At 31.5% G+C, this 25,385-nt stretch carries 26 protein-coding genes; 20 read left to right on the top strand and 6 right to left on the bottom strand.

Features of this window, described 5'->3' with window-relative positions; all coding sequences use genetic code 11:
• The 10 genes from FI695_00515 to secF form a co-directional block, all read left to right on the top strand.
• Nucleotides 1-490: cell division protein FtsZ (locus FI695_00515; protein MQG50445.1), on the top strand; the 490-nt coding region annotated here is incomplete at its 5' end.
• Between the two features lie 146 nt (nucleotides 491-636).
• Nucleotides 637-1,119, top strand: coding sequence for a MogA/MoaB family molybdenum cofactor biosynthesis protein (locus FI695_00520; GenBank protein ID MQG50446.1), 483 nt, complete (start codon nucleotides 637-639; stop codon nucleotides 1,117-1,119).
• A gap of 24 nt (nucleotides 1,120-1,143) precedes the next feature.
• Nucleotides 1,144-1,866, top strand: a complete 723-nt coding sequence (gene trmD / locus FI695_00525) for a tRNA (guanosine(37)-N1)-methyltransferase TrmD (protein MQG50447.1) — start codon at nucleotides 1,144-1,146, stop codon at nucleotides 1,864-1,866.
• Between the two features lie 49 nt (nucleotides 1,867-1,915).
• Nucleotides 1,916-2,482, top strand: coding sequence for a hypothetical protein (locus tag FI695_00530; protein MQG50448.1), 567 nt, complete (start codon nucleotides 1,916-1,918; stop codon nucleotides 2,480-2,482).
• Nucleotides 2,483-2,561: 79 nt separating this feature from the next.
• A complete protein-coding gene (rplS, locus tag FI695_00535) occupies nucleotides 2,562-2,906 on the top strand; it encodes a 50S ribosomal protein L19 (protein MQG50449.1) in 345 nt (114 codons plus the stop codon).
• 24 nt (nucleotides 2,907-2,930) lie between these two features.
• Nucleotides 2,931-5,192 carry a primosomal protein N' gene (gene priA, locus FI695_00540; protein MQG50450.1) on the top strand — a complete coding sequence of 754 codons (2,262 nt, stop codon included), beginning with the start codon at nucleotides 2,931-2,933 and terminating at the stop codon, nucleotides 5,190-5,192.
• 67 nt (nucleotides 5,193-5,259) lie between these two features.
• Nucleotides 5,260-5,787: a peptide deformylase gene (gene def / locus FI695_00545; protein MQG50451.1), complete on the top strand. Its 528-nt coding sequence runs from the start codon at nucleotides 5,260-5,262 to the stop codon at nucleotides 5,785-5,787.
• 13 nt (nucleotides 5,788-5,800) lie between these two features.
• A complete protein-coding gene (locus FI695_00550; GenBank protein ID MQG50452.1) occupies nucleotides 5,801-7,276 on the top strand; it encodes a CCA tRNA nucleotidyltransferase in 1,476 nt (491 codons plus the stop codon).
• 37 nt (nucleotides 7,277-7,313) lie between these two features.
• Nucleotides 7,314-9,197: a protein translocase subunit SecD gene (gene secD, locus FI695_00555; protein ID MQG50453.1), complete on the top strand. Its 1,884-nt coding sequence runs from the start codon at nucleotides 7,314-7,316 to the stop codon at nucleotides 9,195-9,197.
• 3 nt (nucleotides 9,198-9,200) lie between these two features.
• Entirely contained in the window at nucleotides 9,201-10,124 is a 924-nt protein-coding gene (secF, locus tag FI695_00560) for a protein translocase subunit SecF (GenBank protein MQG50454.1), read from the top strand.
• Here the strand turns inward: secF and FI695_00565 are convergent.
• A complete protein-coding gene (locus FI695_00565) occupies nucleotides 10,116-10,526 on the bottom strand; it encodes an acyl-CoA thioesterase (protein ID MQG50455.1) in 411 nt (136 codons plus the stop codon). The genes secF and FI695_00565 overlap by 9 nt on opposite strands.
• A gap of 78 nt (nucleotides 10,527-10,604) precedes the next feature.
• Here FI695_00565 and hemW point away from each other — a divergent pair, with 78 nt between their 5' ends.
• From hemW to FI695_00610, 9 genes are all read left to right on the top strand, one after another.
• Nucleotides 10,605-11,786, top strand: coding sequence for a radical SAM family heme chaperone HemW (gene hemW / locus FI695_00570; GenBank protein ID MQG50456.1), 1,182 nt, complete (start codon nucleotides 10,605-10,607; stop codon nucleotides 11,784-11,786).
• A gap of 8 nt (nucleotides 11,787-11,794) precedes the next feature.
• Nucleotides 11,795-13,663 carry a selenocysteine-specific translation elongation factor gene (gene selB, locus FI695_00575; protein MQG50457.1) on the top strand — a complete coding sequence of 623 codons (1,869 nt, stop codon included), beginning with the start codon at nucleotides 11,795-11,797 and terminating at the stop codon, nucleotides 13,661-13,663.
• A 13-nt stretch (nucleotides 13,664-13,676) separates the two neighbouring features.
• Nucleotides 13,677-14,102 (top strand): hypothetical protein, encoded by a 426-nt coding sequence (locus tag FI695_00580; GenBank protein MQG50458.1) that lies wholly within the window; start codon nucleotides 13,677-13,679, stop codon nucleotides 14,100-14,102.
• A 16-nt stretch (nucleotides 14,103-14,118) separates the two neighbouring features.
• Nucleotides 14,119-15,294 carry a DNA double-strand break repair nuclease NurA gene (locus FI695_00585; protein ID MQG50459.1) on the top strand — a complete coding sequence of 392 codons (1,176 nt, stop codon included), beginning with the start codon at nucleotides 14,119-14,121 and terminating at the stop codon, nucleotides 15,292-15,294.
• A 43-nt stretch (nucleotides 15,295-15,337) separates the two neighbouring features.
• Nucleotides 15,338-15,943 carry a hypothetical protein gene (locus FI695_00590; GenBank protein ID MQG50460.1) on the top strand — a complete coding sequence of 202 codons (606 nt, stop codon included), beginning with the start codon at nucleotides 15,338-15,340 and terminating at the stop codon, nucleotides 15,941-15,943.
• Nucleotides 15,936-17,573 carry an ATP-binding protein gene (locus FI695_00595; protein MQG50461.1) on the top strand — a complete coding sequence of 546 codons (1,638 nt, stop codon included), beginning with the start codon at nucleotides 15,936-15,938 and terminating at the stop codon, nucleotides 17,571-17,573. The genes FI695_00590 and FI695_00595 overlap by 8 nt, the downstream gene beginning before the upstream one ends.
• 154 nt (nucleotides 17,574-17,727) lie before the next feature.
• A complete protein-coding gene (locus tag FI695_00600) occupies nucleotides 17,728-18,255 on the top strand; it encodes a peptidylprolyl isomerase (GenBank protein ID MQG50462.1) in 528 nt (175 codons plus the stop codon).
• An 8-nt stretch (nucleotides 18,256-18,263) separates the two neighbouring features.
• Nucleotides 18,264-18,614 (top strand): cupin domain-containing protein, encoded by a 351-nt coding sequence (locus FI695_00605; protein MQG50463.1) that lies wholly within the window; start codon nucleotides 18,264-18,266, stop codon nucleotides 18,612-18,614.
• Nucleotides 18,615-18,632: 18 nt separating this feature from the next.
• Complete coding sequence (locus FI695_00610; protein MQG50464.1) at nucleotides 18,633-19,664, top strand: zinc-binding dehydrogenase; 1,032 nt, start codon at nucleotides 18,633-18,635, stop codon at nucleotides 19,662-19,664.
• Here the strand turns inward: FI695_00610 and FI695_00615 are convergent.
• Genes FI695_00615 through FI695_00625 form a run of 3 tightly spaced genes read right to left on the bottom strand, consistent with a single transcriptional unit; the run spans nucleotide 19,661 to nucleotide 22,579 of the window.
• Nucleotides 19,661-20,002 carry a hypothetical protein gene (locus tag FI695_00615; protein MQG50465.1) on the bottom strand — a complete coding sequence of 114 codons (342 nt, stop codon included), beginning with the start codon at nucleotides 20,000-20,002 and terminating at the stop codon, nucleotides 19,661-19,663. The genes FI695_00610 and FI695_00615 overlap by 4 nt on opposite strands.
• 16 nt (nucleotides 20,003-20,018) lie before the next feature.
• A complete protein-coding gene (gene ychF, locus FI695_00620) occupies nucleotides 20,019-21,065 on the bottom strand; it encodes a redox-regulated ATPase YchF (GenBank protein MQG50466.1) in 1,047 nt (348 codons plus the stop codon).
• Nucleotides 21,066-21,082: 17 nt separating this feature from the next.
• Entirely contained in the window at nucleotides 21,083-22,579 is a 1,497-nt protein-coding gene (locus tag FI695_00625) for a LysM peptidoglycan-binding domain-containing protein (protein MQG50467.1), read from the bottom strand.
• Between the two features lie 92 nt (nucleotides 22,580-22,671).
• On the opposite strand from FI695_00625, the gene holA reads away from it, so the two are divergent.
• Nucleotides 22,672-23,736 (top strand): DNA polymerase III subunit delta, encoded by a 1,065-nt coding sequence (holA, locus tag FI695_00630; GenBank protein ID MQG50468.1) that lies wholly within the window; start codon nucleotides 22,672-22,674, stop codon nucleotides 23,734-23,736.
• On the opposite strand, the gene FI695_00635 is transcribed toward holA, so the two are convergent.
• Both FI695_00635 and FI695_00640 read right to left on the bottom strand, forming a co-directional pair.
• On the bottom strand, nucleotides 23,729-24,712 hold the full coding sequence (locus tag FI695_00635; protein ID MQG50469.1) for an ABC transporter ATP-binding protein: 984 nt from the start codon (nucleotides 24,710-24,712) through the stop codon (nucleotides 23,729-23,731). The two genes, holA and FI695_00635, sit on opposite strands and share 8 nt — an antisense overlap.
• A gap of 19 nt (nucleotides 24,713-24,731) precedes the next feature.
• The gene (locus tag FI695_00640; GenBank protein MQG50470.1) at nucleotides 24,732-25,370 is read right to left on the bottom strand and encodes a PHP domain-containing protein; all 639 of its coding nucleotides are present in this window, start codon (nucleotides 25,368-25,370) and stop codon (nucleotides 24,732-24,734) included.
• Nucleotides 25,371-25,385 lie beyond the last annotated feature (15 nt).

Raw genomic sequence — 25,385 nt, forward strand, 5'->3', positions numbered from 1 at the left:
TACTAAATCTGGAACTATCAACTTAGATTTTGCTGATGTCAAAACAATTATGAGTGGCGCAGGTCCAGCTTGGATGGCTATAGGTAATGCCCGAGGAGAAGATCGAGCTGTTGAAGCTGCTAAAGCAGCTATCAATAGTCCTTTATTAGATGTATCGATAGATGGAGCCAAGGGTGTTTTATTAAATGTTTCAGGTGGAACAGATCTTACTCTTAATGAGGTCCAAAAAGCAGCGGATCTAATTGAAAGTATTGTAGATCCTGATGCTAATATCATATTCGGTATGTCAAATGATCCAAGACTGGAAGATGAGGTATCAATAACAATAATTGCTACGGGATTCCAAGCTGTAGAGAATGTGATTCCTAATAGTGACGATCTATTATCACAATTAGATATAGAAGTTTTAGATTCTGAAGATGCATTAGATATACCTCCTTTTATACGTAGGAATAAAACCTTTAATAAAAGAGGAATCTTTGGGCTTTAAGAACTCAATAAATTAACCAAATTATACTTCCTAAAAGTTTTTATATAAACAAAACACCACAGAATAACATCTGTGGTGTTTTTGATTTATACGAAAACTTTTCTATGATAAAATGAGCAGAGATATAAAACTGTTGAGAATACAAAATGTTTGAATTAGGTATTATAACCTGTAGTGACAAAGGCTCCAAAGGACAGAGAGATGATCTTAGCGGTAAATTAATTCAAGAAATTCTTGAAAAAAATGGGTTTCATTTATATTTTTATGCCGTTATACCTGATGATTTCGACACTATAAAAGCCCAGCTTGTAGAACTTTCTGATATTGATGAAATAGATTTAATTATTACCACAGGCGGTACAGGAATTACTAAAAGAGATGTTACTCCCGAGGCAACTAAAGCTATTGTCGAAAAGGAAATATTAGGAATTCCAGAAATCATGAGAGTTAAAACTTATGATCTTAATCCTCTATCAATTATAAGTAGGTCAGTATGCGGTTATAGAAATAAAACACTAATAATTAATTTACCTGGGAACCCTAGAGCAATTAGTGAATGTTTGAATATAATACTTCCGGTATTAGATCATGCAATCAAATTAATACAAAGCGATTCTTTAGACCATTGATACTGATAAAAGGAAAATCTAATGATTAATTTTGAAGTTTTTTCACTTTTTCCTGACATGTTTGAAACAATATTTAAGGATGGCATAATTTCACGAGCTTTAAATAACCAACTAGTAAAGATTAATCTACATGATTGGCGAGATAAATCTACAGATAATTATAAGACAGTAGATGATTATCAATATGGCGGTGGACCAGGAATGGTTCTAAAACCTGAACCATTGTTTGATAGTGTTGAATCAGTTATTACAAGGAAGAATGTACCTGTGATACTTTTATCTCCACAAGGAAAGAAATTCGATCAAAAGAAAGCTAGAGAACTTTCAAATTGTGATCAAATAGCTTTAATATGTGGAAGATATGGAGGATTTGATGAAAGAATTAGAAAACATTTGGCTACAGAAGAATTAAGCATAGGAGATTACGTTATGAGTGGCGGCGAGTTAGCTGCAATGGTTGTTATTGATACCGTTTCTAGACTTTTACCAGGTGTATTGGGAAATGAAGATTCATATAAACTCGATTCTTTCTATTCAGATTTGATACAATATCCACAATACACTCGGCCGTTTTCTTACAGAGGTTGGGATGTACCCGAAATCTTGTTATCGGGGAATCATAAAGAAATAAATGATTGGAGAAGAAAGCAATCTATAATACGCACAGCAAAAAAACGCCCTGAGATGATTGATCCTTCAGACCTATCTTTTGATGAATTAAGATTATTAGAACAAAATGATGAATAATTAAGTCACTAATGTCAATTAATTACCAAGACAATTATGGAGAAATAATATGGAAACATTTTTTTTAACATTTATTGGTTTATTATTATTTCTGGAATCATGGTACATATTGGGTTTTTATCTTGAGTCTAGATTATTAGGGATTGTTACCATGATAGGTACGGTACCATTATTAATAGGAATATTTTTATGGGAAATATTCAAATTAGAGATAATTGGATATTCTATACTCGGCATACCATCGGGCACAGCTTTAATACTTACATTAGTACTTTATTTCTCTTTATGGACCATTTATTTTATAACCTCATCAATAACATATTTATGGTCATATAATTCTCGGTTGTTAGGTTTTATATCTCTAATTATTGCTTTTCATTCGCTGATAATCTTTGGTATTCCATGGACCTATCCTGAGCAACAAGTCAGCAATGGAGCTGCTATGTTTATGAGTATTATTGGGATAATTTTGGGAATAATATCCACAATGAGGTTTTTTCAATTAGCAGTACCCTTTAGGTATATTACAAAGATGACAGGATGGTTTTCACTTTTTGGTTCTGTGATTTTATTATTAGTTGCACAGGGTATCATATTGAAATTATTTAATTTTTAAATAATTTTTGACAACTTGTTGTTTCGCAATTAAACTAATTCAGTGTTATTTAATCATGAAAAATATTAGAGGTAATTAAATGGAACCTAATCAACTGGTTCAAGCCCCAAATAAAGAAAATATAGATGATTTTTCACCCGGAGATACTATAAAGGTTGATGTTCGTATCATCGAAGGTAATCGAGAGCGTGTACAATCACTAGAAGGTGTAGTAATCGGAGAAAAAGGTTCTGGATTGCAACGAACCTTCACCTTACGTAGAACAACCAGAGGATTTGGTGTTGAGTTAACTTTTCCAATACACTCTCCTAAATTGGAGAGTTTGAAGGTTTTGCGTCGTGGAGATGTTAGACGTGCAAAACTTTATTATCTACGAAATCGTTCAGGAAAATCTGCCCGAATCAAGGAAAAAAGACAATATTAAATCTTATATTCCTTTGTGAGATTGATGTTATATGCTGAAGTTGCTGTTGATGCACTAATTTTAGAACCTAAAACTTATACGTATTCCATACCTAAAGATATGAATATATCAGTGGGGCAGATGGTTCAGGTTCCATTAAGAAATAAGTTTGTAGATGGTATTGTTACTGAGGTAAAAGATTCTGTCGACTTGTCTTATATCAAACCTATATATAAATGTGATGATATAGGTGCTTTACTAAATTCTCATCAAATTTATTTAGCTAGATGGATTAGCGATTATTATTTTACTTCTTTTTATACATGCTTAGTGTTAATGATTCCACCTGGGTTTTCTAATCGATCTCAACAATATTTACAAGCCCACGAATCTAGTACAAATGATATGCCCGAGGATTTATTTAAAGCCTTAGGAAAAAAATTAAAATTCAAAGGAAACATTGATCAGTTAAAAAAATTATTATCAAAAGATTCCGTAATTATTTTAAATAAACTAATCAAATCTAAAAATATTACTGTTGAATGGGATTGGGTTAACAAAACTACAATGCTTGATGATTTGAGAGTCCAACGATTAAGTGAGGCTGTGGATGTAAATCCTGTCATTGATAAAACTAAATTTCGGCCTAAAAATATATATACTGATGATTTTATTTTGACAGACTATCAGCATAAAGCTGTGCAAAAATTGAGTGAAGAAATTAAATCAAATAAGTTTTCAGTTAATTTACTGCATGGTATTACTGGGAGCGGTAAAACAGAAGTATATCTTAGATGTATAGAAGAATGTTTAAATTTAAATAAAAGAGTTCTCTTTCTTATTCCAGAAATTTCTTTAATTGATCAAGTTATTAAAGAATTAGAAATGAGATTTCCTGGGAAAATAACTTATTTTCATAGTTCTATGAAAGCACGTGAACATAGAAAAGTTTGGTGGGATATTCATGCAAATAAATTTGAAGTAGTAGTTGGCCCTAGAAGTGCTTTATTTACTCCTATTGATAATATTGGATTAATAATCATCGATGAAGAACATGAATGGAATTACAAACAAGAAGAACCTAACCCTAGATATAATGCGCGTTCTGTGGCCATGATAAAGGCTGAGAATTTAAATGCAACAGTATTATTGGGTAGCGCTACTCCAGATCTAATAACCTATCATAGAGCCAAAGTAATGGGTTCAATAAATATGCATGAATTGCCTTATCGTATTTCAGATAAATCCATGAATAGATCCAGTTATTCATGGAGTGACAATTTAGCTGATGTTGAAGTTGTTGATATGAAAGAAGAATTACAAAATGGCAATACAAGTATATTTAGCACGTCGTTGCTTGATAATATAAATCAGACTGCATATAGGGATGAACAGATAATTTTACTCGTTAATCGCAGAGGGACTTCTGTTTCTTTAAGATGCCAACACTGCTCTGAGATTGTATCATGCTCGAGTTGTAATGCTGTTCTAACATACCATTCTTCTATAGAAAAATTGATTTGTCATCTATGTAACCGTAAATATAATACGAATTATAAATGTAGCAAATGCGAATCTAGTGATATTAAAATGTTAGGTTTTGGAACTCAAAGAGTTGTATCTGAAATTAAAGAGCATTTTCCTGACTTATTAGTTTCTAGGTGGGATAGAGATATTTCGCAAGAAAATCGACATGATCCAGAAGTGTTACGAGATTTTTCTAATGGAAATGCTCAAATATTAGTTGGAACACAGATGGTAGCCAAAGGTCTAAATATACCAAACGTGACATTAGTAGGAATAGTTTTAGCAGATATAGGTTTGTTTATACCTGATTACAGATCAAGTGAAAAAATATTTCAATTGATATATCAAGTCGTTGGCCGTTCTGGACGAGGCGAAAAGCCAGGCAAAGGCATAGTACAGACATACTTCCCTGATAATTATGTTATTGATTTAGCATCCAAGCAAGATTTTTCTAGTTTTTATGAAGTGGAAGCAAAATTCAGACAAATACATAATTTACCTCCTTATAGTAGGATTGTTAAGTTAGTTTATTCTCATTTTGATCCACAAAGAGCTCAAAAAGAAGCTGAAAGAATGAAGAGAGAACTAATGCAAATAAGAAGTAAATGGGATTATTGGTACATTGATATTTCCGGTCCGGTTCCATCCTTTTATAATAAATTGAGAGGAAAATATCGTTGGCAAATAATTCTTCGAGGCCCAAATCCACGAGATATTATTAATAGAGTAAAAATCTCTGATAATTGGATTATAGATGTAGATCCTTTGTCGTTTAATTAGAATATCTTTGCACTTATCAAATAACAAATCTATAATGGATAACTGAAATAAATTAAAAGGCGGTTTCATGTCGATTTTAGAAATTAGAATAGTTCCTGATCCTATTCTAAAAATGAAAGCACATAAAATAAAAAAAATAGATGATTCGATTAAAACATTAGCATTTGATATGTTTGAAACACTTCAAGACGCTCATGGTGTAGGTTTAGCAGCGAATCAAGTAGGTGTATTAAAAAGAATCGCTGTCATTCAAACATCATTAGAAGACGATCCAATTTATATTATTAATCCTGAAATTACTGAAATATCAGGTGAAAGAGAAGTTGAAGAGGGATGTTTGAGTGTTCCAGGATATATTGGAAATATTTTTAGGTCTGAAAATGTAAAAGTTAAAGCACAAGATTTAGATGGAAAAAGAATAAAAATTAATGCTACTGGATTATTGGCACAAGCATTAGAACACGAAATCGATCATCTGAATGGTATTTTGTATTTAGATCATTTAAAAAGTCATGAAAACCTACGAAAAATTTCTGAAGAAACTGACACTGATATTGAAGGCGAAGAAGTAAGTCCTAAAGAGGTTACCTCATAGAAGTTAAAGTATAATGCCGAAAGATATTTTATATAAACATATTACAGATTTGATAACAACTAAATATAAAGATATTACTATTTATGCTTGTGGTGGTTTTGTACGAGATTTAATACTAGGTAATGAGCCAAAAGATTTAGATTTAGTCGTTACTAGTAATCCTGAAGTATTTGCTAGAGAACTTTCAAATATTCTTGAATCAAATTATTTTGTATTAGATGAAACAAGAAATATCTTTCGCATCACATATAGAACAAGTGATGACATTTTAAACATAGATATTTCAGAGTTAGTTGTATCTATAGAAAATGATGCTTTAACTCGTGATTTTACTATTAATTCATTATACATTCCTATCGATAAATTATTTGCTGTAGACTCTATACAACATATTTTGGACCCTTTGGAAGGGTTCTCACATTTAAATCAAAGAAAACTAATAGTAGTAAGTGAAACGGTATTCAATGATGATTCCATAAGGTTACTTCGTGCAGTGCGTTTATCTGAATTTTTAGATCTAGAAATAGATAATCAAACAAAAAAACAAATTCGTGATGATGCTAAATTAATACAAAATTGTGCACCTGAAAGAATACATGATGAATTGATGACTATTATGTCTTTTGATTCTGGAACTATGAATGCAATTAAACAGTTAAATAATTTAGATTTGTTATTTAATCTAATTCCGGAATTAAAATTGGGTGTAAACGAAGATCAACCTAAAGAACATTATTGGGATATTTTTGAACATAATGTGCAAACAGTAGGGTATTTTGAAAATATCATTCACTCTAATAATATTGATACTTGGATCTTAGATGAGATTTATTGGAATCCACAATTAAAAGATTATTTTATGAATGATAATATTTCAGGTTATTCAAGATATTCTATGGTTAAGGTAGCTTGCCTTTTGCATGATATTGCAAAACCACATACTAAAACAATTGATAATGAAAGAATACGATTTAAAGGTCATCACAGAGAAGGTGCAATAATATCGGAAAAAATACTTAAAAACCTTAGATTCTCTAAAAAGCATATACGAGGAATTAGTACAATAATTGATCATCATCTTAGGCCAGGACAAATGAGTCATGAAGGACAACTTCCTTCAGACAAAGCAATTTATCGTTTTTTCAGAAGTTCAGAAGATTTTGCTATTGATACTATATATTTGAATTTAGCTGATTATTTGGCTGCTCGAGGACCACTTTTAGAAAAACAAGAATGGATCGATTATGTAACAAAGGTAAATCATATTTATTTACAGGGTACAAAACAACAAGATGATCCAAAGTATGAGAGACTTATTAATGGTAGACAATTAATGCAGGAATTGGGCTTATCAACTGGCCCTATTATTGGTACCATCTTAGAGGAAATTCAAGAAGAGGTAATTTCTGGTAAAATTACAAAATATGTAGATGCTATTCAATATGCTAAAGTTATATTAAATAGAGAACAAATAGATAAGGAAAAGTGATTTGTTAATAAACAGAAGAAATATAATTAGGTTGTTAATGATACTTGTGATTGGGTTTGCAACTTTTGGAGCACTATATCCCAGTAAATGGGATTTAAATCTAGGTGGCTGGACTTTTTCTAGAGGAAGTGATTCGTTACTTGGTATGAAACTTGGTTTAGATCTTCAAGGAGGCAGTCACTTAGTCTATCAAGCAAGAGGTACTAAGAATATTGAAATTGAATTTTCAGATGTTCCTAATGTGAATTCAATTAACGAAAGTATAGTAACTTTTCATTTAGAAAACTTGTTAGACCCAGAGCAAATATATGCAAGTATAGGTAAGATTGATACCAATAATGAGTTGAGTGTTGATTTAAAAGTAAGAGAAACAAGTGAAATAGTAAGTTTAGCAAATTATTTGCCTGGTATTGAAAGTCGTTTGGAATATAGAATTTCTAATATCGATGAAATGTTATTTCCTATAGGAAATGATGAAGACATTGAAAATCTTAAAGAATTCACTTTTTCAATTAAGTTTGCAGAAGAAAATCAAGCTATATTACTTGAGCAATTTGTTACAGAAATCTTTTCTAATTTAGGATCCAGTAATAAAAGTATTAATGTCGGTGAAAACAATACAGTGGTTATTAATACCGAATTATCTACTCGAACTCCTGATGAAGAAATATTAAAAAGGGATTTAGAACAATATATTGCTCCAACCATTAAATATATTATTACAGATATCCCTGCAACTCCTACAGCTAATCAAATGGAAGGTGTGGTTGATATTATTAATCGTAGAGTAAATCCATATGGTGTATCTGAACCCATTATCCAGTCTATGGATGGCGATAAAATACTAGTTCAGTTACCAGGATTAAATAATGTTGAAGAGGTTAAAACATTAATTGGAAGAACAGCCCAATTACGCTTTGTTGAACGTACTTGTTTGGAAAATTATAGACTTGTATCTGATGGTATTGAGTATTACCCTTGTGAAGTTAAAGAAAATCAATCAGATCAAGAAACTGGATTAACTGGCGATGATCTTGATAGAGCTTATGCTGGAACACATCCTCAAACAGGAGCGCCAATAGTTAATGTGGAATTTGATAGTGAAGGGACTAAAGTTTTTGCAGAACTAACTACAAAATTATCTGCTACAAGAGGAACTTCTTCTCCTGATAGATTTGTAGTTTTCCTTGATGATGAAGAAATTGTAGCTCCTGGAGTTTCTCAACCCATACTAGGTGGTTCAGCCTTTATAGAAGGCCAGGCGTTTACATTCGATAGGGTAAATACAATAGCGATACAACTTGAATCTGGAAGATTGCCAGTACCATTGGAGCTCATTTCTGAATTAACTGTAGACGCAACTTTAGGAGCGGAATCTTTGAGCAAAAGTTTAACTGCAGGTATTGCAGGTTTATTTCTAGTTTTGTTATTTATGATCCTTTATTATCGCGTTGCAGGTATTATTGCCGCATTTAGTCTTATTTTGTATACGGCTATTGTTTTAACTTTATTTAAATTAATACCTATCACTTTGACCCTTGCTGGTCTGGCAGGGTTTATATTGTCTATAGGTATGGCAGTAGATGCTAATATATTAATATTTGAAAGGACTAAAGAAGAATTGCGTTTGGGGCGTACACTCTTATCATCTATTGAAATCGGATTTAATAGAGCATGGACCGCAATAAGAGACGCAAGTATTTCGACACTAATCACCAGTGCCGTTTTAATATGGTTTGGTCAAAGATTAGGCGCAACAACTCTAGCAGGAGTAGGTACGACATTATCAATTGGAGTATTAGTCAGCTTATTCACTTCAGTCTTCGTTAGTAAAGTTTTATTACAAATAATTGGTTCAACATTTTTTGGTAAATGGAAATCTTTATTTTCGCCTGAAAATATTACAACATCTCGAGGGTAAATAATGGATATAGTTAAAAGAAGATTTTGGTATTTTACAATTTCAGCAGTATTACTCGTTATTTGCGTAAGCTCTTTAATAGTTCCTCCGCGGTTAACATTAGGTATTGATTTTTCTGGTGGATCAACTATGACTGTCGTTTTTGATTCTGAAATTAAATCTGAATCTGTCAGAGAAAGACTGAATCAGTTAGGCTATAATGACGCAACCGTTCAACAAAGTGGAACTAACACAGTATTTGTCAGGATGAGTAAATTAGAAGAAGGAAATGAATCTACTGGAAGGAAATCTGATCGTTTACTGATAGAAGAAGATCTATCAAATCTAGCAAGAATAGAAAGTGTAGATGTGGCCACAGTGTCAGGTGTTGTAGCAAATGATACTGTAAATAATGCAGTTATTGCCGTTGTTGTCGCTTCAATTGGTATATTAATATACGTAACATATTCATTTCGAGGAGTATCAAATCCATTTCGATATGGTGTAGCAGCTATTGTTGCGTTGATCCATGATTCTCTTATTGTTCTGGGTTTATTTTCGCTTCTAGGAAAATTTATGGGATTAGAAATTAATGCCATGTTTATACCAGGGATACTCGTTGTAATAGGGTATAGTGTTAATGATACGATTGTAGTATTTGATCGCGTAAGAGAGAACGCTTCAATTGATCCCGATAGACCATTATCTATGATCGTTAATGATAGTATTACTCAAACAATTGGTAGGTCTTTAAATACAAGTGTTACATTATTATTAACTATTTTTGCATTGATATTTTTAGGTGGAGAAAGTATACGTAATTTTCTTTATGTTTTGCTAATAGGATTAATAGTTGGTACATATAGTTCAATATTCATAGCATGCCAATTTTTAGTTATGTGGGAACAAGGTGAATTAAGGTTGTCTTTTGGTAAAAAATCAAAATAACAATTTTCTTATATCATCAGGTATTTTTTTTGATTTCTCTTTTATTCGATCATAACTTACGTATGTATTTTCAATAGAAGTAAGCAATTGTTTTTTTTGATTCATAATCTCAAATTCCATTGTAAAGCTGGAGTTGCCAATTTTTTTCACTTGGGTATATATATCTAATATTTCATCTAACCTAGCAGGTAATTTGTAATTAATATTAGAATTTACAATAACTGAATCAAATATATTTTCTTTGCCTAATTCATAGATATTTAAATTTAATGAACGGAAATGTTCTTGAATGGCAATTTCAGACCAAATCATGTAGATTGCGTTAAATGCTATACCTTGCATATCACATTCAGACCATCTCACTCGCAATGTGGTTTTTGATTTGTAAGTATTTTTTTGCATATAAATTTTACCTTTTCAAACAATACATAAAGTGGTGTATTATATCATATCAATGATTTAATTTAGCTAAGAAGTATTATGGAACCATTTTCTTTATATATACATATACCTTTTTGTAGGACTAAATGCCCTTATTGTGACTTTAATACCTATGAAAATATAGAACATTTGACAGAAGATTATATAAATTCATTAATTACAGAGTTAACGAATTGGTCAAGATATATTGATTTTAACTCCAAGAATAAATATATAAAATCAGTTTTTTTTGGAGGAGGCACCCCATCTTATATATCAGAAAATAATATTTCTAAAATTATGCAAACTATAGTTAATAATTTTAATTTATTGGATGAAGCCGAAATTTCTATAGAATGTAATCCAAATGATTTATCTCAAGAAAAACTTCTATCGTGGGAAAATAGTAATATTAATCGGATTTCTATAGGGGCACAAAGTTTTAGTGATAAATTTTTACGTGTTTTAGGACGTGATCACGATTTTATAGAAATATCACAAGGTTTTATTAAAGCAAGATCATTAGGTTTCGATAATCTTAATTTAGATCTTATATATGGCATACCCGGTCAAAATATGGATGATTGGAAATCTACTATCAAGCAGGCTTTAAAATTAAAGCCTGATCATATTTCAATGTATGGCTTAACTATTGAAAAAAATACTAAATTTGATTGGATGGTTTCAGAAGGTTTAATGCCTAATCCTGACTCAGATGTTGCAGCAGATATGTATGAATATGTAGAAAAAGAAATGAATAATAATGGGTATACACATTATGAAATATCAAATTGGAGTCTTCCAGGCAAAGAATCTAAGCATAATTTAACATATTGGTATTCTCAAGAATATATTGGAATAGGTGCTGGCGCTCATTCATTTTATTCAGGTTTGCGATTCTGGAACGTAAATTCTCCCAATGAGTATATAAACTTATTAGAAAAGAATCGAACTATACAGAATAATACCGAAATTTGTAAAGGGTTTTGTGCAGTATCTGAAGTTGAGTATTATGACAATAATACAAGAATTGCTGATAAATTTATTCTTGGTCTAAGATTAGTTCAAGGTATTAATCAATCAATATTTACAAAATCCTTTATTGATTTAATATCTGAAAAATATGATAAAGAAATAAACGAATTAATTCATATGGGACTATTAGAAATAGCTAAAGATTCAATAAAATTAACAAGACGCGGAAGATTGCTTGCTAATGAAGTGTTTTATAAATTTCTGTAAGGATAAAGATGTTTGTTATAGGTACAGCAGGACATATAGATCATGGTAAATCTGCTTTAGTTGAAAAGATAACTGGTACAGACCCTGATAGATTGTTAGAGGAAAAAAAAAGAGGAATGACTATTGATTTAGGTTTTGCTTGGTTTGTTCTTCCGATCGGTCAAGAAGTTAGTATAATTGATGTACCAGGTCACGAGAAATTCATAAAAAACATGATAACAGGTGTTGGCGGTATAGATATGGCATTACTGGTAATTGCTGCAGATGAAGGAATAATGCCTCAAACTATAGAGCATTTTCAAATTATCAACCTATTAGAAATAAAATCTCTTATAGTCGCAATTACAAAGAAAGATTTAGTAGATTTAGAATGGATCAATTTAATCAAAGAAGAAATCAAGGAGCTATTAAAAAAATCACCATACTTGAGTTCTCCAATTATTGAGCTTTCTTCTCATACTGGTGTCGGTGTTGATGATTTAATAGCTCACATAGAAAAAGAAGCCTCGATAATTAATTTTAATAAAACTACAAATAAGCCAAGATTGGCAATAGATAGATCGTTTGTGGTTAGTGGTTTTGGAAGTGTTGTAACTGGGACACTAATAGAAGGATCTTTAGATATTGGACAAGAAGTTGAATTGATTAAATCAAATCAAATTGGTAGAATTCGTGGCTTACATATACATAATAAGCCTTATGATCATGCTGAGCCTGGGAATCGTGTTGCGGTTAATATCTCAGGAATTTCTCATCAAAATATTTTGCGTGGAGATACTCTAACTACTCCAAATTGGTTATCAGTAACACGAGCAGTAGATGTGCAAATTAAATTGGTACCTAATACAAAAAAGATATTGAAACATAATTCCTCTGTTATGTTTTACACTGGTGCTTCAGAATCTATGGTTAAAGTTAGATTACTTACATCGAATGAAATGGTTTCTGGAGATGTAGGGTTAGCTCAATTTGTATTGGAGGATATGCTTCCATGTGTATCTGGTGATCGATTTATAATTAGAACATCAAACGAGACCATTGGTGGAGGTATTATTATAGAAACAGATGTAAATCGGCATAAACGGAGTGATATAAGTATTATCGAACGTTTGTATACCTTGTCGGAAGGGAAACCACTGGAGATTATTCAACAACATATTACTGATTCCAAAATCAGTAATATTGATTTACTAACATCTTTAACTAATTTTTCTACAGAAGAAATCATATCTCTTATTCATAAATTAATCCAAGACAAACAAATCATTTTATTAGATTCAAAAAATAACAGTGAAATCAATAGTTTGATTTCTACTACTTATTATGAATACATAAAAACTCGCACTATAAACTATTTAGAGAAATATCATTTAGATTTTCCATATCGTAAAGGTTGCACTATTAATGATTTGAATAGAATATTAATGATACCTGATTCTTATTTACCATTGATTATTAACCAACTTATAGACGATGAGATATTAAAAATAACTAATCAGCTTATATCTTTAATACAATTTTCAATTGATATAAGCGAAAATGATAATTTGTTGCTTAATGAATATTTAGAAATGGCTAAGTCTGAATTATTTATCAACATTAATTCTGTATTTAAGAATAGAGAATTAGTTAACTTAATGATACAAGAGGCATATTTGATAAAAATTGACGCAGAAATTGTAATGAGTTCTCAAGAGTACAACACAATGGTTAATAAAATAATTGAATTGATGAAAAACAATCAAGATGTTAAGGTTGCTGAAGTGAGAGATTATCTTGGTATTAGCAGGAAAAATGCTTTACTCATTTTAGAGCATTTAGATGAACAAAAACTAACTAAGAGAAATGGAGATTTTAGATCTCTGAATATTAAATAGAGAGAGAGTATATATGGGATATTTAGCCTGGGCAGGGATTGCAATGTGTAGTTATGGATTTACTATATTTTTTACAAAAATATCTCTGAAATATGTACCTAATGAAATTGCTGTTTTGGTTACTAATGGTATTTTGGTAGTTATTTCGTTTATTTTCTTTTGGATTAATCGACATAGTGTTTTGTCGGAAATAGACGGCAATATTTCTTTAGGTGTATGGTCGTTAATGGCGATTGCGGGTGGATTTTTAGGTTTAGCTGTTATGTCTTATTATTATGCACTTAGTCAAGGAGATGCGTCAGTAGTTGCTCCTATTTTTTCTATGTCATTTGTCATAGCAGTTTGTCTAAGCTTAATTTTTCTTGGCGAAGAAGTAAAATTGACCAAAATTATGGGTGTGCTCTTTGCTGGAATAGCGATATATTTGGTGACTAGATAAAAATTGAGATAGAATTATGCCTTTTGATTTTGAGCTAATAGCAGAAAAACTACAAAAAGCGGTTAAATTAATTAAATCGGATGATAACTTATATTATCAAAGAGTTGATAAATTAATTGATTTTTATAAAAAATCTGACCCGTATTTGATAGAGCACAAACGGAATGAAGGTAACCATAAATGGTTAGCTGCAAAGTTTTTAGATAATAAGATTACAACTTATAGCCCAAAACAATTACCTAAAGATTATCGAGTGATTGCTGTTGATGGGTCCCATATTGATGTCGATAGACATAGCCCTATTAAATGTGTTGTTTTGAACATTGGCACTGTAATATTTACATATGGATCTAATCCAAGTGCAATTTTAAATAGTTCTCCGTTAACCTATATAGGAGAAGCGGAACTAAATATATTTGACAGTAACTCAACTAGTAGGTCTCCATTACAGGGAAATTTAATGGGTGTTAAGCGGGCAGTTATGGAACTTACTTTTCTTGCAGATACCCTAGAGAATTATGCTGACGGTATTCCTACTTTAGCTTTGGTGGATGGATCATTAATTTTATGGTCAATTCTTGGTGAACAAGAGTATGTTATAGATCAATTACTACAAAAGGAATTTTTAGAACAATTACATAGAATTAAAAAATTATCTGATAAAGGAATTATTTTGGCGTCATATCTCAGTTATCCTGACACATCGGATGTCATTAACTCGCTGAGAATTTGTCTATGTAATGAATACTGTTCAAATAATAATCCTTGTAAAGAAGGCTGTAGTTTAGTTTCGGGAATTAGAGACAGAGATATTTTTATTAAATACCTTCCTAATACTGCTAGATCTTCATTGTTTCAAAGTACTTCAAATGTTATTGAAAAATACTACAAAGAAGAATATGGAATTAATTTTTATTACCTGAATATATTTAATGAGATAGCCAGAATAGAACTCCCAAATTGGACAGCAAATAACCCAGATTTATTAGAATTAAGTCATTCTTTGATTATTGATCAATGTAATAAAGGACTTGGCTATCCAGTGTCAATTATGGAGGCTCATGAACAGGCTGTTATTAATACAACTGATAGAGAGAATTTTAAAATGCTATTAGATCGTTTATTGGCTCAACAAGGGATAAATTATAATACATCACAAAAAGATCGCTCAAAAAAATATAGATGGGTTTAATTTATTGATATAATGAAATCATTCAATATAATTGAGAGATCAAATGAAAAATCAAAATACCATTGCAGAAATTATTGAATCATCTACTAAAAGTGTAATTGTTCAGTGCTATGAACTTTATCAAGCTCCTAAATTAGGAACTTTGATAAAAACTCAAGATGATCCGTCAATAATTGGCGTAGTATATAATGTGTTTACTGAACCATTAGACCCTTCTAGAAGACCAATTGCTAGAGGGCCTTTTCAAAACGAACCAGAAAAGCTGTATGAAGATAATCCTCATTTATCATTACTTTTTCGGACTCAAGCAGAAATATTTATTCTGGGGCATATAGATCGATTAAAAAGTTATAAATATGAATTACCATTACTTCCAGCAAAAATACATACAGGGATATCTTTATTGGATGAGAAAGAAATACTGGCATTTACATCTTCAAGAACATTTATGGAATTATTGCTTGAGGGTATAGATGTTATAACAGATGAAATTTTTTCTATATCAATTAGAAGGATATCCGTGTGTCATTTAGATCCAGAAAAATTTTTACATGATATAGGAATAGATGTAGCAAAGAATTTCCCACATGATCAACAAAAATTGATTTCTTTACTCAGAAAATTAGGTAGAGGTCCAATAAATGAGTAATGTAGAAGATAACCAAAAAATAGGAACTATAGTAGGAGGAGCTTTATCTTCAGGATTGGAAGTAAGATTAGATTCTGACTATTCTGTTGAAAATTTATATGTTGGTGATGGAATTACTATTGAGGGGCGAGAAAAGCGATATTTTGGTATTATTTCCGATATGATGTTGCAGTCCTCAGATTCATCTATTCGTTCTTTGCCTCCTAACAGTTCTGATTTTTTTGTAACTTCAATCCTGTCAGGAACTAGCGCATTCACTATTCTTAAAATTAGCTTACAATTGGCAGTATCTTTGGATACAAATATTGATGAATTCGATAAACTCAGTTTAGATAACATAAGTTTTGGTCCGGCAACCACACTTCCTCCACATTTTTCTCCTGTCTATAGAGCTACAAGTAAAGACTACACAGAGATTTTTGGTTCTGAAGATGAAAATCATGGTTGGATAGGTACTCCCAAAGGTCGTGATGCAGAGGTTAAAATTAATCTTGATTTAGAACAATTGATAAAACGATCAAATGGTGTTTTTGGCAAAACTGGCACAGGTAAAACTTTCTTAACACGGGTTTTATTATCAGAAATCATCAAAAAAGATTTAGGCGTTAATCTCATATTTGATATGCATAGGGATTATAGTGATTCTGTAAATGATGAATCTGGCAAAAAAATAAATAGTTTGAAGCAGATATTTCCTTCAAAAGTGGAGGTGATGTCCCTTGGAAAATCTCTTAATAAAGGTCAAGTACGACCAGATGCTGAAATTATGGTTTCTTATAATGATCTAGAAGTTCAAGATATTGAGATATTGTCAGAGACTTTAAATTTAACTTCCGCAGGACTACTTGCCGCACATGCATTAGATAGAACTTACGGTGATAAATGGCTTGGTTTATTTTTAAATATGGAACCTAGTGAAGATAAGGAAAATCCCAATAGTTTGAGTGCTGCGGCAGAACGTACTGGACAGTTATATACTGTTTTACACACTTTGTGGAGAAGATTAGAAATTCTTAAAAAGTTTGAGTTTTTGCAACAAAATCCTGCAGAAGAATCTATAAAAAGAATATTTACATCATTAGAAAGAGGCAAACATGTAATCCTTGACTTTGGTACACATCAAAGCAATGAAACCGCGTACATATTAGTTACTAGTTTGATCACCCGGAGAATTTATGAAAGATGGGCAGAACAAGACAATCAATTAGTAATTGCCATTGAGGAAGCTCATAAGTTTTTAAATTCTGAAGTGGCTAGCCAAACTATTTTTGGAACAATCGCTCGCGAAATGAGAAAATGGAAAGTAACTTTGCTTGTTGTTGATCAGAGGCCGAGTGGAATTGATGCAGAAGTTCTTAGTCAATTGGGAACAAAATTCATTCATCAATTAGAAGATAATAGAGATATAGACTCTATATTAGCAGGATCTTCTAGAGATTTAAGAAGCGTTGTTTCTACTCTGGCTCCAAAACAACAAGCACTTGTTATAGGGCATTCTTTACCTATGCCTGTAGTCATAGATGTCAGATCTAATGACACTTTGGCAAATTTTATCAATCCTGATAAAACACCTAATGAAATAACAAATATTGAAAGGGATAATGATGATTTATTTGGTGAGAAAAAATAAATTGTTTATATTGTGTATAGCAATTTTTTCTTTTTTAGCCATGAGTGGTTGTAATATTACGGATTATCGTTTGGACGAAAAATCTCCAACTGTTTCCGAATTACGCCAAACACCAACACCAACACCTAAACCATATCGAACTAAACCTTTCGAAATGAGGATAGATGTAAATAAAACATATCTGGCAACAATTGTAACCGCTAAAGGTGATATAGTATTGGAACTATACCCAGATAAATCCCCAATAGCTGTAAATAATTTTGTTGCGCTATCACAAGAAGGTTTTTACGATAATATTACATTTCATAGAGTTATTCGTAACTTTGTAGCACAATCGGGTGATCCTACAGGTACAGGTCAAGGTGGACCTGGCTATACTATTGAAGATGAATACAATGATCTGTCTCATGAAACAGGTGTAATAGCTATGGCAAATAAAGCTGTGACAAATTCAGCAGGATCTCAGTGGTATATAACACTTTCACCGCAACCGTTTCTTGATACCATGGAAAATGGCGAAAAAAAGCGTTGTACTTTATTAGGAACACACTGTCATACGGTTTTTGGTCGAGTAGTAGAAGGATTTGATGATGTTGTTAAAAAAATTACATATAGAGATCCTTCAAAAGCACCAAATTACCAGGGTGATATTATAAAAACCATAATTATTGAAGAAAAATAGGAGGGTATATGTCTGGTCAATCGATATCATGGGATGATGTACCAAAAGAACAATTTATACCGGGCGTAACACGACAAGTAGCTCTTGGAGAAAAGGTAATGCTTGGGAGAATTTTATTTGACGAGGGGGCCAAAGTCCCTACTCACAAACACGAGAGTGAACAAATTACGCATGTTTTAAGTGGTAAATTATTATTTATCATTGATGGGGTTGAATCTATTGTTGAACCGGGACAAACAATACATATTCCTTCTAATGTAGACCATAGTGCAGAAGCTATAGAAGAAACCGAAGAAATAGATGCTTTTAGTCCTATTCGTTCAGATTGGTTAGATGGATCCAATGTTTATCAAAATTAATATAAAGGAAAATGGTTTTTGAAAGCGGTAGTATTAAAACAACCTGGAACTATTCCTATATTATCCTACGTAGATGTGCCAGAACCAAAGATAAAATCTGACGAATTACTTATAAAAGTTTTAAGTACCGGATTTTGTCGACATGATTTTTTAGTAATGAATGGAACATTGCGACGAGGCATCCCAAGTGATCCCATATTAGGACATGAGGTATGTGGCGAGATTCTTGAAAAGGGAGAACAAGTAGAAAATTTTGACATTGGTGACAAAATAGTCACTTTATTAACTCAATCCTGTGGGGTATGTGAGCAATGCATTTCAAATAATGAACATAGGTGTGAAAATGGAGCAGGTATTGGTCATGGATCTCAGGGAGGATTTGCAGAATTTTTAGCAGTCAGACAAAATTCTGCAATACCAATCCCCGATTTTATTAGTCCTGATATTGCTCCTCTACTTACTTGTCCTATAGGTGTAGGAATACAGGCATTAACAGACATTACTGATATACCTTCTGGTTCATCTGTTGCAATAACAGGAGCTAGTGGTGGTTTAGGTATCCATGTTGCGCAGATTGCGAAAGCAATGGGATGCTCTACTTTTGGAATAACATCTTCAGAAGGGAAGATATCATCTTTGATGGAATTAGGTTTAGATGAAGTTATATTAGCAACGGATGATTTGGATTTTTCAGAAATTATTCAAGCCATGACAGCTGATATGGGTGTAGATGTTGTCATTGATTGTGTTGGTTCAAGATATTTTGCTTCTTGCATAAATAGCTTGGCAAGTAATGGGAAATTAGTACTATTAGGAGAGCTTGGAAATGCAAAAGCTCAAGTAAATTTAGCAGAAATTCTTTTTAGAGATTTGACCATTAGGGGTTCTACTGGTGCAAGAAGAAGTCATGTGTTAAGAGGTATTGAGTTAATAAAAAATGATTTACTCAAACCAGTAGTTCATACTAAGTTGCCATTAAAGGATTTGTTAATTGCATTTGGATGGATGCAAGAAAATAAATTATTTGGCCGGATAATATTTGCAGATTAATTTAATCTCTTCTCTGGCAGGAGTAAATCGGCAACAATTGTTGCCATGTGTTCACCTTCTGAATTAATGTAGAAAGTTACAGAAACAGGTTCTGCAATTAACATGTGTTCTTTCATGTGGGAAACAGTAATTCCTACGTCTCCTATAGTTTTAAATTTGATAATCTTATCGGTGTTTAACTCTGCTAATGTGAACCCTTCAAGTTTTTCGAGTGAACTATTATCTATTGCTATAACATTACCATGACAGATATCTATACATATCGGTGTGGAATTATTACAAGATATTAGGATGACAAATAATATACTTATTAAACTGGTTATTGTTATTTTTTTCATAATAAATGAAAATTTATCATTTGTTAAACATGAAGTGAGCTATATCTCCATCGTTCATAAGATATTCTTTTCCCTCAAGCCTCAATAAACCTAATTTTTTTGCTTCAGCCATCTTTTTACTTTCAATCATATTTTGGTAACCAATAACTTCAGCCTTAATGAAACCTTTTTGTATATCAGAATGTATTTGTCCAGCAGCTTCCAAAGCTGACATTCCTTGAGTTATTGTCCAAGCTTTTACTTCATCTGGACCAACTGTAAAAAATGATATCAAATTTAATAATGCATAACTTTTATCAATAAGTTTATTTTTACCTGACTCTTCAATGCCTAAAGATTCCCTAAACATTAATTGATCTTCTTCAGGCATTTCAGCTAATTCTTTTTCTAGTTGCGCACAGATACTTATTGTATCCCGACTATCTTTATGATTAATTTTATCCTCGTCTATATTTAAAACACTCAGCAATGGTTTTGCTGATAAAAGTTGGAAATTCCACACAATTTCAGCAGTATCCTTATCTAAATTTTGATCTTTTATAGGAATGTTATTTTCCAAGTTTTCTTTGACATTCGTTAATTGCCCGATTTCTTTGATTATAGATTCTTTTTTATCGTTTCTTGCACCTTTAAGTTCACTATTTAATCTTTCAATTCTTTTATCAATTATTGTTAAATCTGAAAATATTAATTCCTCTTTCAATGTTTTTGAATCTCTTTTTATATCAATGGTTTCAAATATATGAGGAACTGAAGGATTATCAAAATAACGAATTACTTCTACTAAAGCATCCATACGTTGAAGAATATTAAGATATTCTCCAGAAATACTTTGGCTTTTTCCTAAACTTTCTGGTGAAGTTGGTATATCAACAAATGTTACTTCAGCTTTACTGATTTTTTTTGGATCAAATAATGCTACTAGTTCATCTATTCTTGGATCTTCTACTCTTGATATGCCAATATTTGTGTTTTTACTAGATTTATCTTTGAGAGTATGTGTTATTGCTTCAAAAACAGTCGTTTTCCCACTTTGTGGAAGTCCTATAAGTCCTATTTCCATTTATATCTCTTTCTTTTTTACCCTAATGCGTATAAATTTCCTTTTACTGTAGGGACATAGAGCGTGTCATTTACTAATATTGCTGAGCCATAAATTTCTTCGTCCAGCATATATTCCCACATTATAGATCCATCGTTTTTATTTATGCCATAAATAGTACCATTATTCATCAATTGTACTAAAGTTGATCCAGATAAAATTGGAGAAGATTGTATATTTGCCGATTTACTTATTTTCCACAAAGTATCACCATTTTTAATATCTATAGATCTAATATTGCCTTCAAATGTATTCACATAAATATATTCCCCATCAGTTGCTAAATTACTTCGCACTTGTTCATTACGTATTTGAAAGCCACCAGTTTCTCTTCGTAGCTCTACTCCCCAATTATATCCTATAGGATTTGCAGGCTTTGGAGCCATATTCCATGCGTATAATTGAAACCACCACCTGATAAATCCTTGTGCAAATCGAACATTTTTCCGTTGTAGATTAAATGAATTTAATCTACTTCCAAATCTTGTAGCAGTTGTAAAATAGGCCGTATCGTCTATTATAGTGGGTGTGTTTTCTCCACTACCTAATTTAAGTTTGTATCTTAAATTACCGTTTTGAGCATTTAGTAAGTAGAAATAACTATCATCTGATCCAACTGCAACAACATTATCTTTTACTGCTGGAGCCGTTATTACCCAAGATTCAGTAAAATAATCCCATAATAATTCACCTGTCTTTGCATCAATACTAAATACTTTTTTACCAGTATTACCGCCATAGACAGCGCCATTGTGTATAGTGACACTTCCAAATATGGCCTCGCCAGTATCGTAGGACCAGATTTCTTTACCATTCTTTCTATCTAGCGCCAATATTCTTCCATCTCTCAAACTGGCGTAAGCAATATCTTTTGTTAATGATAGGGAAACATCTACAGGAGAATTGACGGTGTTTTCCCAAATCACGTTCCCATTATTTGTATCTAATGCGATTATTTTATTATCACCAGTTCCAATGTAAATGGTATTTTCGACCATTGCAGGCGTTGTGTGAATAAAACCGGTGGTTGTAAATTTCCATTTAACCCCTTCAGAAATGGTAAAATCATTTTCGCTAGCAAGACCGGTGTGATGATTGTTTTTTTGGACCATAGACCAGTCATTTATATCTTGTGAATTGGATACTTTTGAGCTAGGTGAAATGGTTTCAATTTTAACATTAAATTGAAAAACATTAATTATCCAAGCAAGTATAAGAAACAATGTAATAGTTAAACCTAAGACCCATTTGATCATTGCTCTATTTGCTATAGTTTTTCTATAATCATTAAGATATTGAGTTTCATATGATGACGAAACTAATTCAGGTTCTACTTTTGTGTTAAAACCTTTTTGTGTGAGACGGCCCCAACACTTCTTACACCTTGTAGCACTTGCGTCATTTCCAGTGTTGCATGCCTTGCAAATAATTCGATTTTTTAAATTTTGATTGTCAATTGTATTTTCCATTTGCATTTAATTTTGCATAAAAAAAAGATCTATTCAATTATAATAACCTAGGTATTATACTAAATAATTGATTTAATGATGGATTTATAGGTTTTGTTATGTTTCAAAATGATAGAAGAATTGAACTTATCTGTGGAGAAAACGATTATCTTAAAAAACAATATATAAATTCTCTAGTTAGTAAATTCACATCAAATGATCAGGAAAGTTTTTCTGAAGTTATTTATGTTGATGGTAAATCTGCTTCTATTGAAGAAATACAAAATGCATTAATGACAATCCCATTTTTTGCTAAATCTAATTTAGTTGTCATTTATAACTTAATTGATAAATACAAAAACATTTCTAATACTAAAAAAAAATCTACAGCAAAGTCTTCAAATAATTGGAACACACTTCTGGAATTTTTGAATAATCTTCCTAATGAAAAACAAATACTTTTAGTTGAAGATTGGCAAAGCCCAAAAGATATTACTAATAATCTCAATGATGAAAGAAAAGATTTAATGGTAGAAGCTAAACGCTTAATTGATAAATTGGGTTTAACAAATCAAACTCAAATACAATCGTTTAATAATTTACTTTCATTAGAATTAGAAAAATGGATTAGTAAACAACTTTTAGATAATGGTAAGACAATAAGCAATAAAAATGCACGATTAATTGCTGATTATGTTGGAAACGATATGTGGACATTAAGTAATGAAATAGAAAAGGTAATAAATTATTGCGAGGGTGAAGTCGTTGAATCAGAGCATTTAGATATCTTAATTAATAATCCAAAAGAAATGGTTATTTTTAAATTAGTTGACTTGTTACTCGATCAGAATATTGCAGTTTCATTTAAAAATATTCCATCAATATTTGAAAGTGGTCACTCTACTCAATATTTATTATCAATGATTTCTCGGCAAATGAGATTATTGATAATTGCAAAGCAACTTACTAATTATAATTCTCCGAAAAGTTTATATAAAGAAAAATTGGGGATATATTCTGATTACGTTATCGATAATATTATTAATCAAGTCAAGCACCGAGACATAGATGTCTTGATGAATTTATATGAGAAGATTTCAGATTTGGATATAGGAATGAAGACTGGAACTATTAATGAGAACATTATATTCGATAGTTTAATTTCTAATCGTATTGTTACTTGATTTCAATTGGGTGGAAACAGGCTACCGAATGGTTTTCGTCAATAAATTTTAATGCCGGTTTTAAGCTATTTTTACAAAGCTCAGTTTTAAACTTACAGCGTGGTATAAAAGGGCATATTTCAAGTTCAATATCTTCACTTTGATCATCAATTGGTGCAAAAGAGTAGAGTTTTTTTTGATAATCATCGATTCTTGGAATTGCGTCTAATAACCCCTGAGTATATGGGTGGCGTGGATTTTTAAATAACTTAATTGTTTCACTCATTTCTACAATTGTACCTTTATACATTACAGCCACATAATCAGCCATTTGTGCTATCACTCCCATATCATGGGTTATAAGTATTACTGTTATCCCGTATGAATTTTTTAGTTGACGTATTTTTTGTAATATAGCAGCTTGAAGTGTTGTATCTAGGTTAGAAGTAGGTTCATCTGCAATTAGTAATTGAGGTTTTAAAGAAACCGCCATAGCAAGCATGATTCTTTGACACATACCCCCACTTAGTTGAAACGAATAGGATTTGAGAATACGTTTAGGATCTGGTAATCCTATTGAAGAAAGAAGAGGGATTACTTCTTTTTCTGCATCTTTTCTAGATAAACCTGAGTGAGTTTCTAGAATTTCAGTTATTTGGGTTCCAATTGTAATACTTGGGTTTAAAGAAGCCCGGGGATCTTGAAAAATCATACTGATTTCTTTCCCACGTATTTTACGTAAATTTATTTCATCCATAGTTAATATGTTTTCAGAATTAAAATAAATTGAACCGTTTTTTATTACTCCTGGATCTGGTATCAGATTTAATATAGATAAACCCGTGGTAGATTTTCCAGAACCACTTTCTCCGACTATCCCGACTATTGTGTTTTTAGGGATACTGAGGTTGATATTATCAACTGCCTTAATTGACGATTCTTTTGATTCAAACACAACTTCTAGATTTTGTATTTCTATTAAATTTTCTTTATTCATATTGCTGATTCTATTAGATTTATTTTAGTAATATCGGTTTATATCTACCAATTTTTAATGTGCTAATTAGTTCCTCCAAAGTTGTTATTTTTGTATCGAATTTTGTACCAACTTTACCAATATCTTCAACTTTATGAGCATCGCTTCCTCCAGTCGAGGGTAATTTTACTATTTCGCAAATTTTTGAAGAGAAAATATTTTGTATTTTGTCTCCTCTTCCGTTTAATGATTCTATTGCATCTACATTTTTAAAAATTAGATCATTTTTAGCATTAATAGCTGTTTTTTCAAGTTTAGTAGAATCCATTTGTGAAACACTATCAAATCTTCTCCTATATGGGTGTGCAGCAATCATAAAACCAGACTTATTTTTTACTACTTTTGATAAAAACTTTATATTATGCATTCCAAAAATATATTCATCTAAACCAAATACAATTACATGCCCTTCTTCGGTAGTAATTTCTGAACCTGGGAAAACTGGAAAGTTATATTTTACCTGTAATTCGTTTATTTGTTCCTGAGTCCAGAATTGATCATGATCAGTTAAGCAAATCCCATCTAAACCATTTTTTTTGGCGTTAACAATTAAATCATCTGGAGAAAGCAAACTATCATCAGATTTTGGGTATGTATGATTGTGAAGATCTATTATCAATAAAAGCCTTTTTAT

This window comes from SAR202 cluster bacterium (genome assembly GCA_009392515.1).
GTDB lineage: Bacteria > Chloroflexota > Dehalococcoidia > Lucifugimonadales > UBA6952 > UBA6952.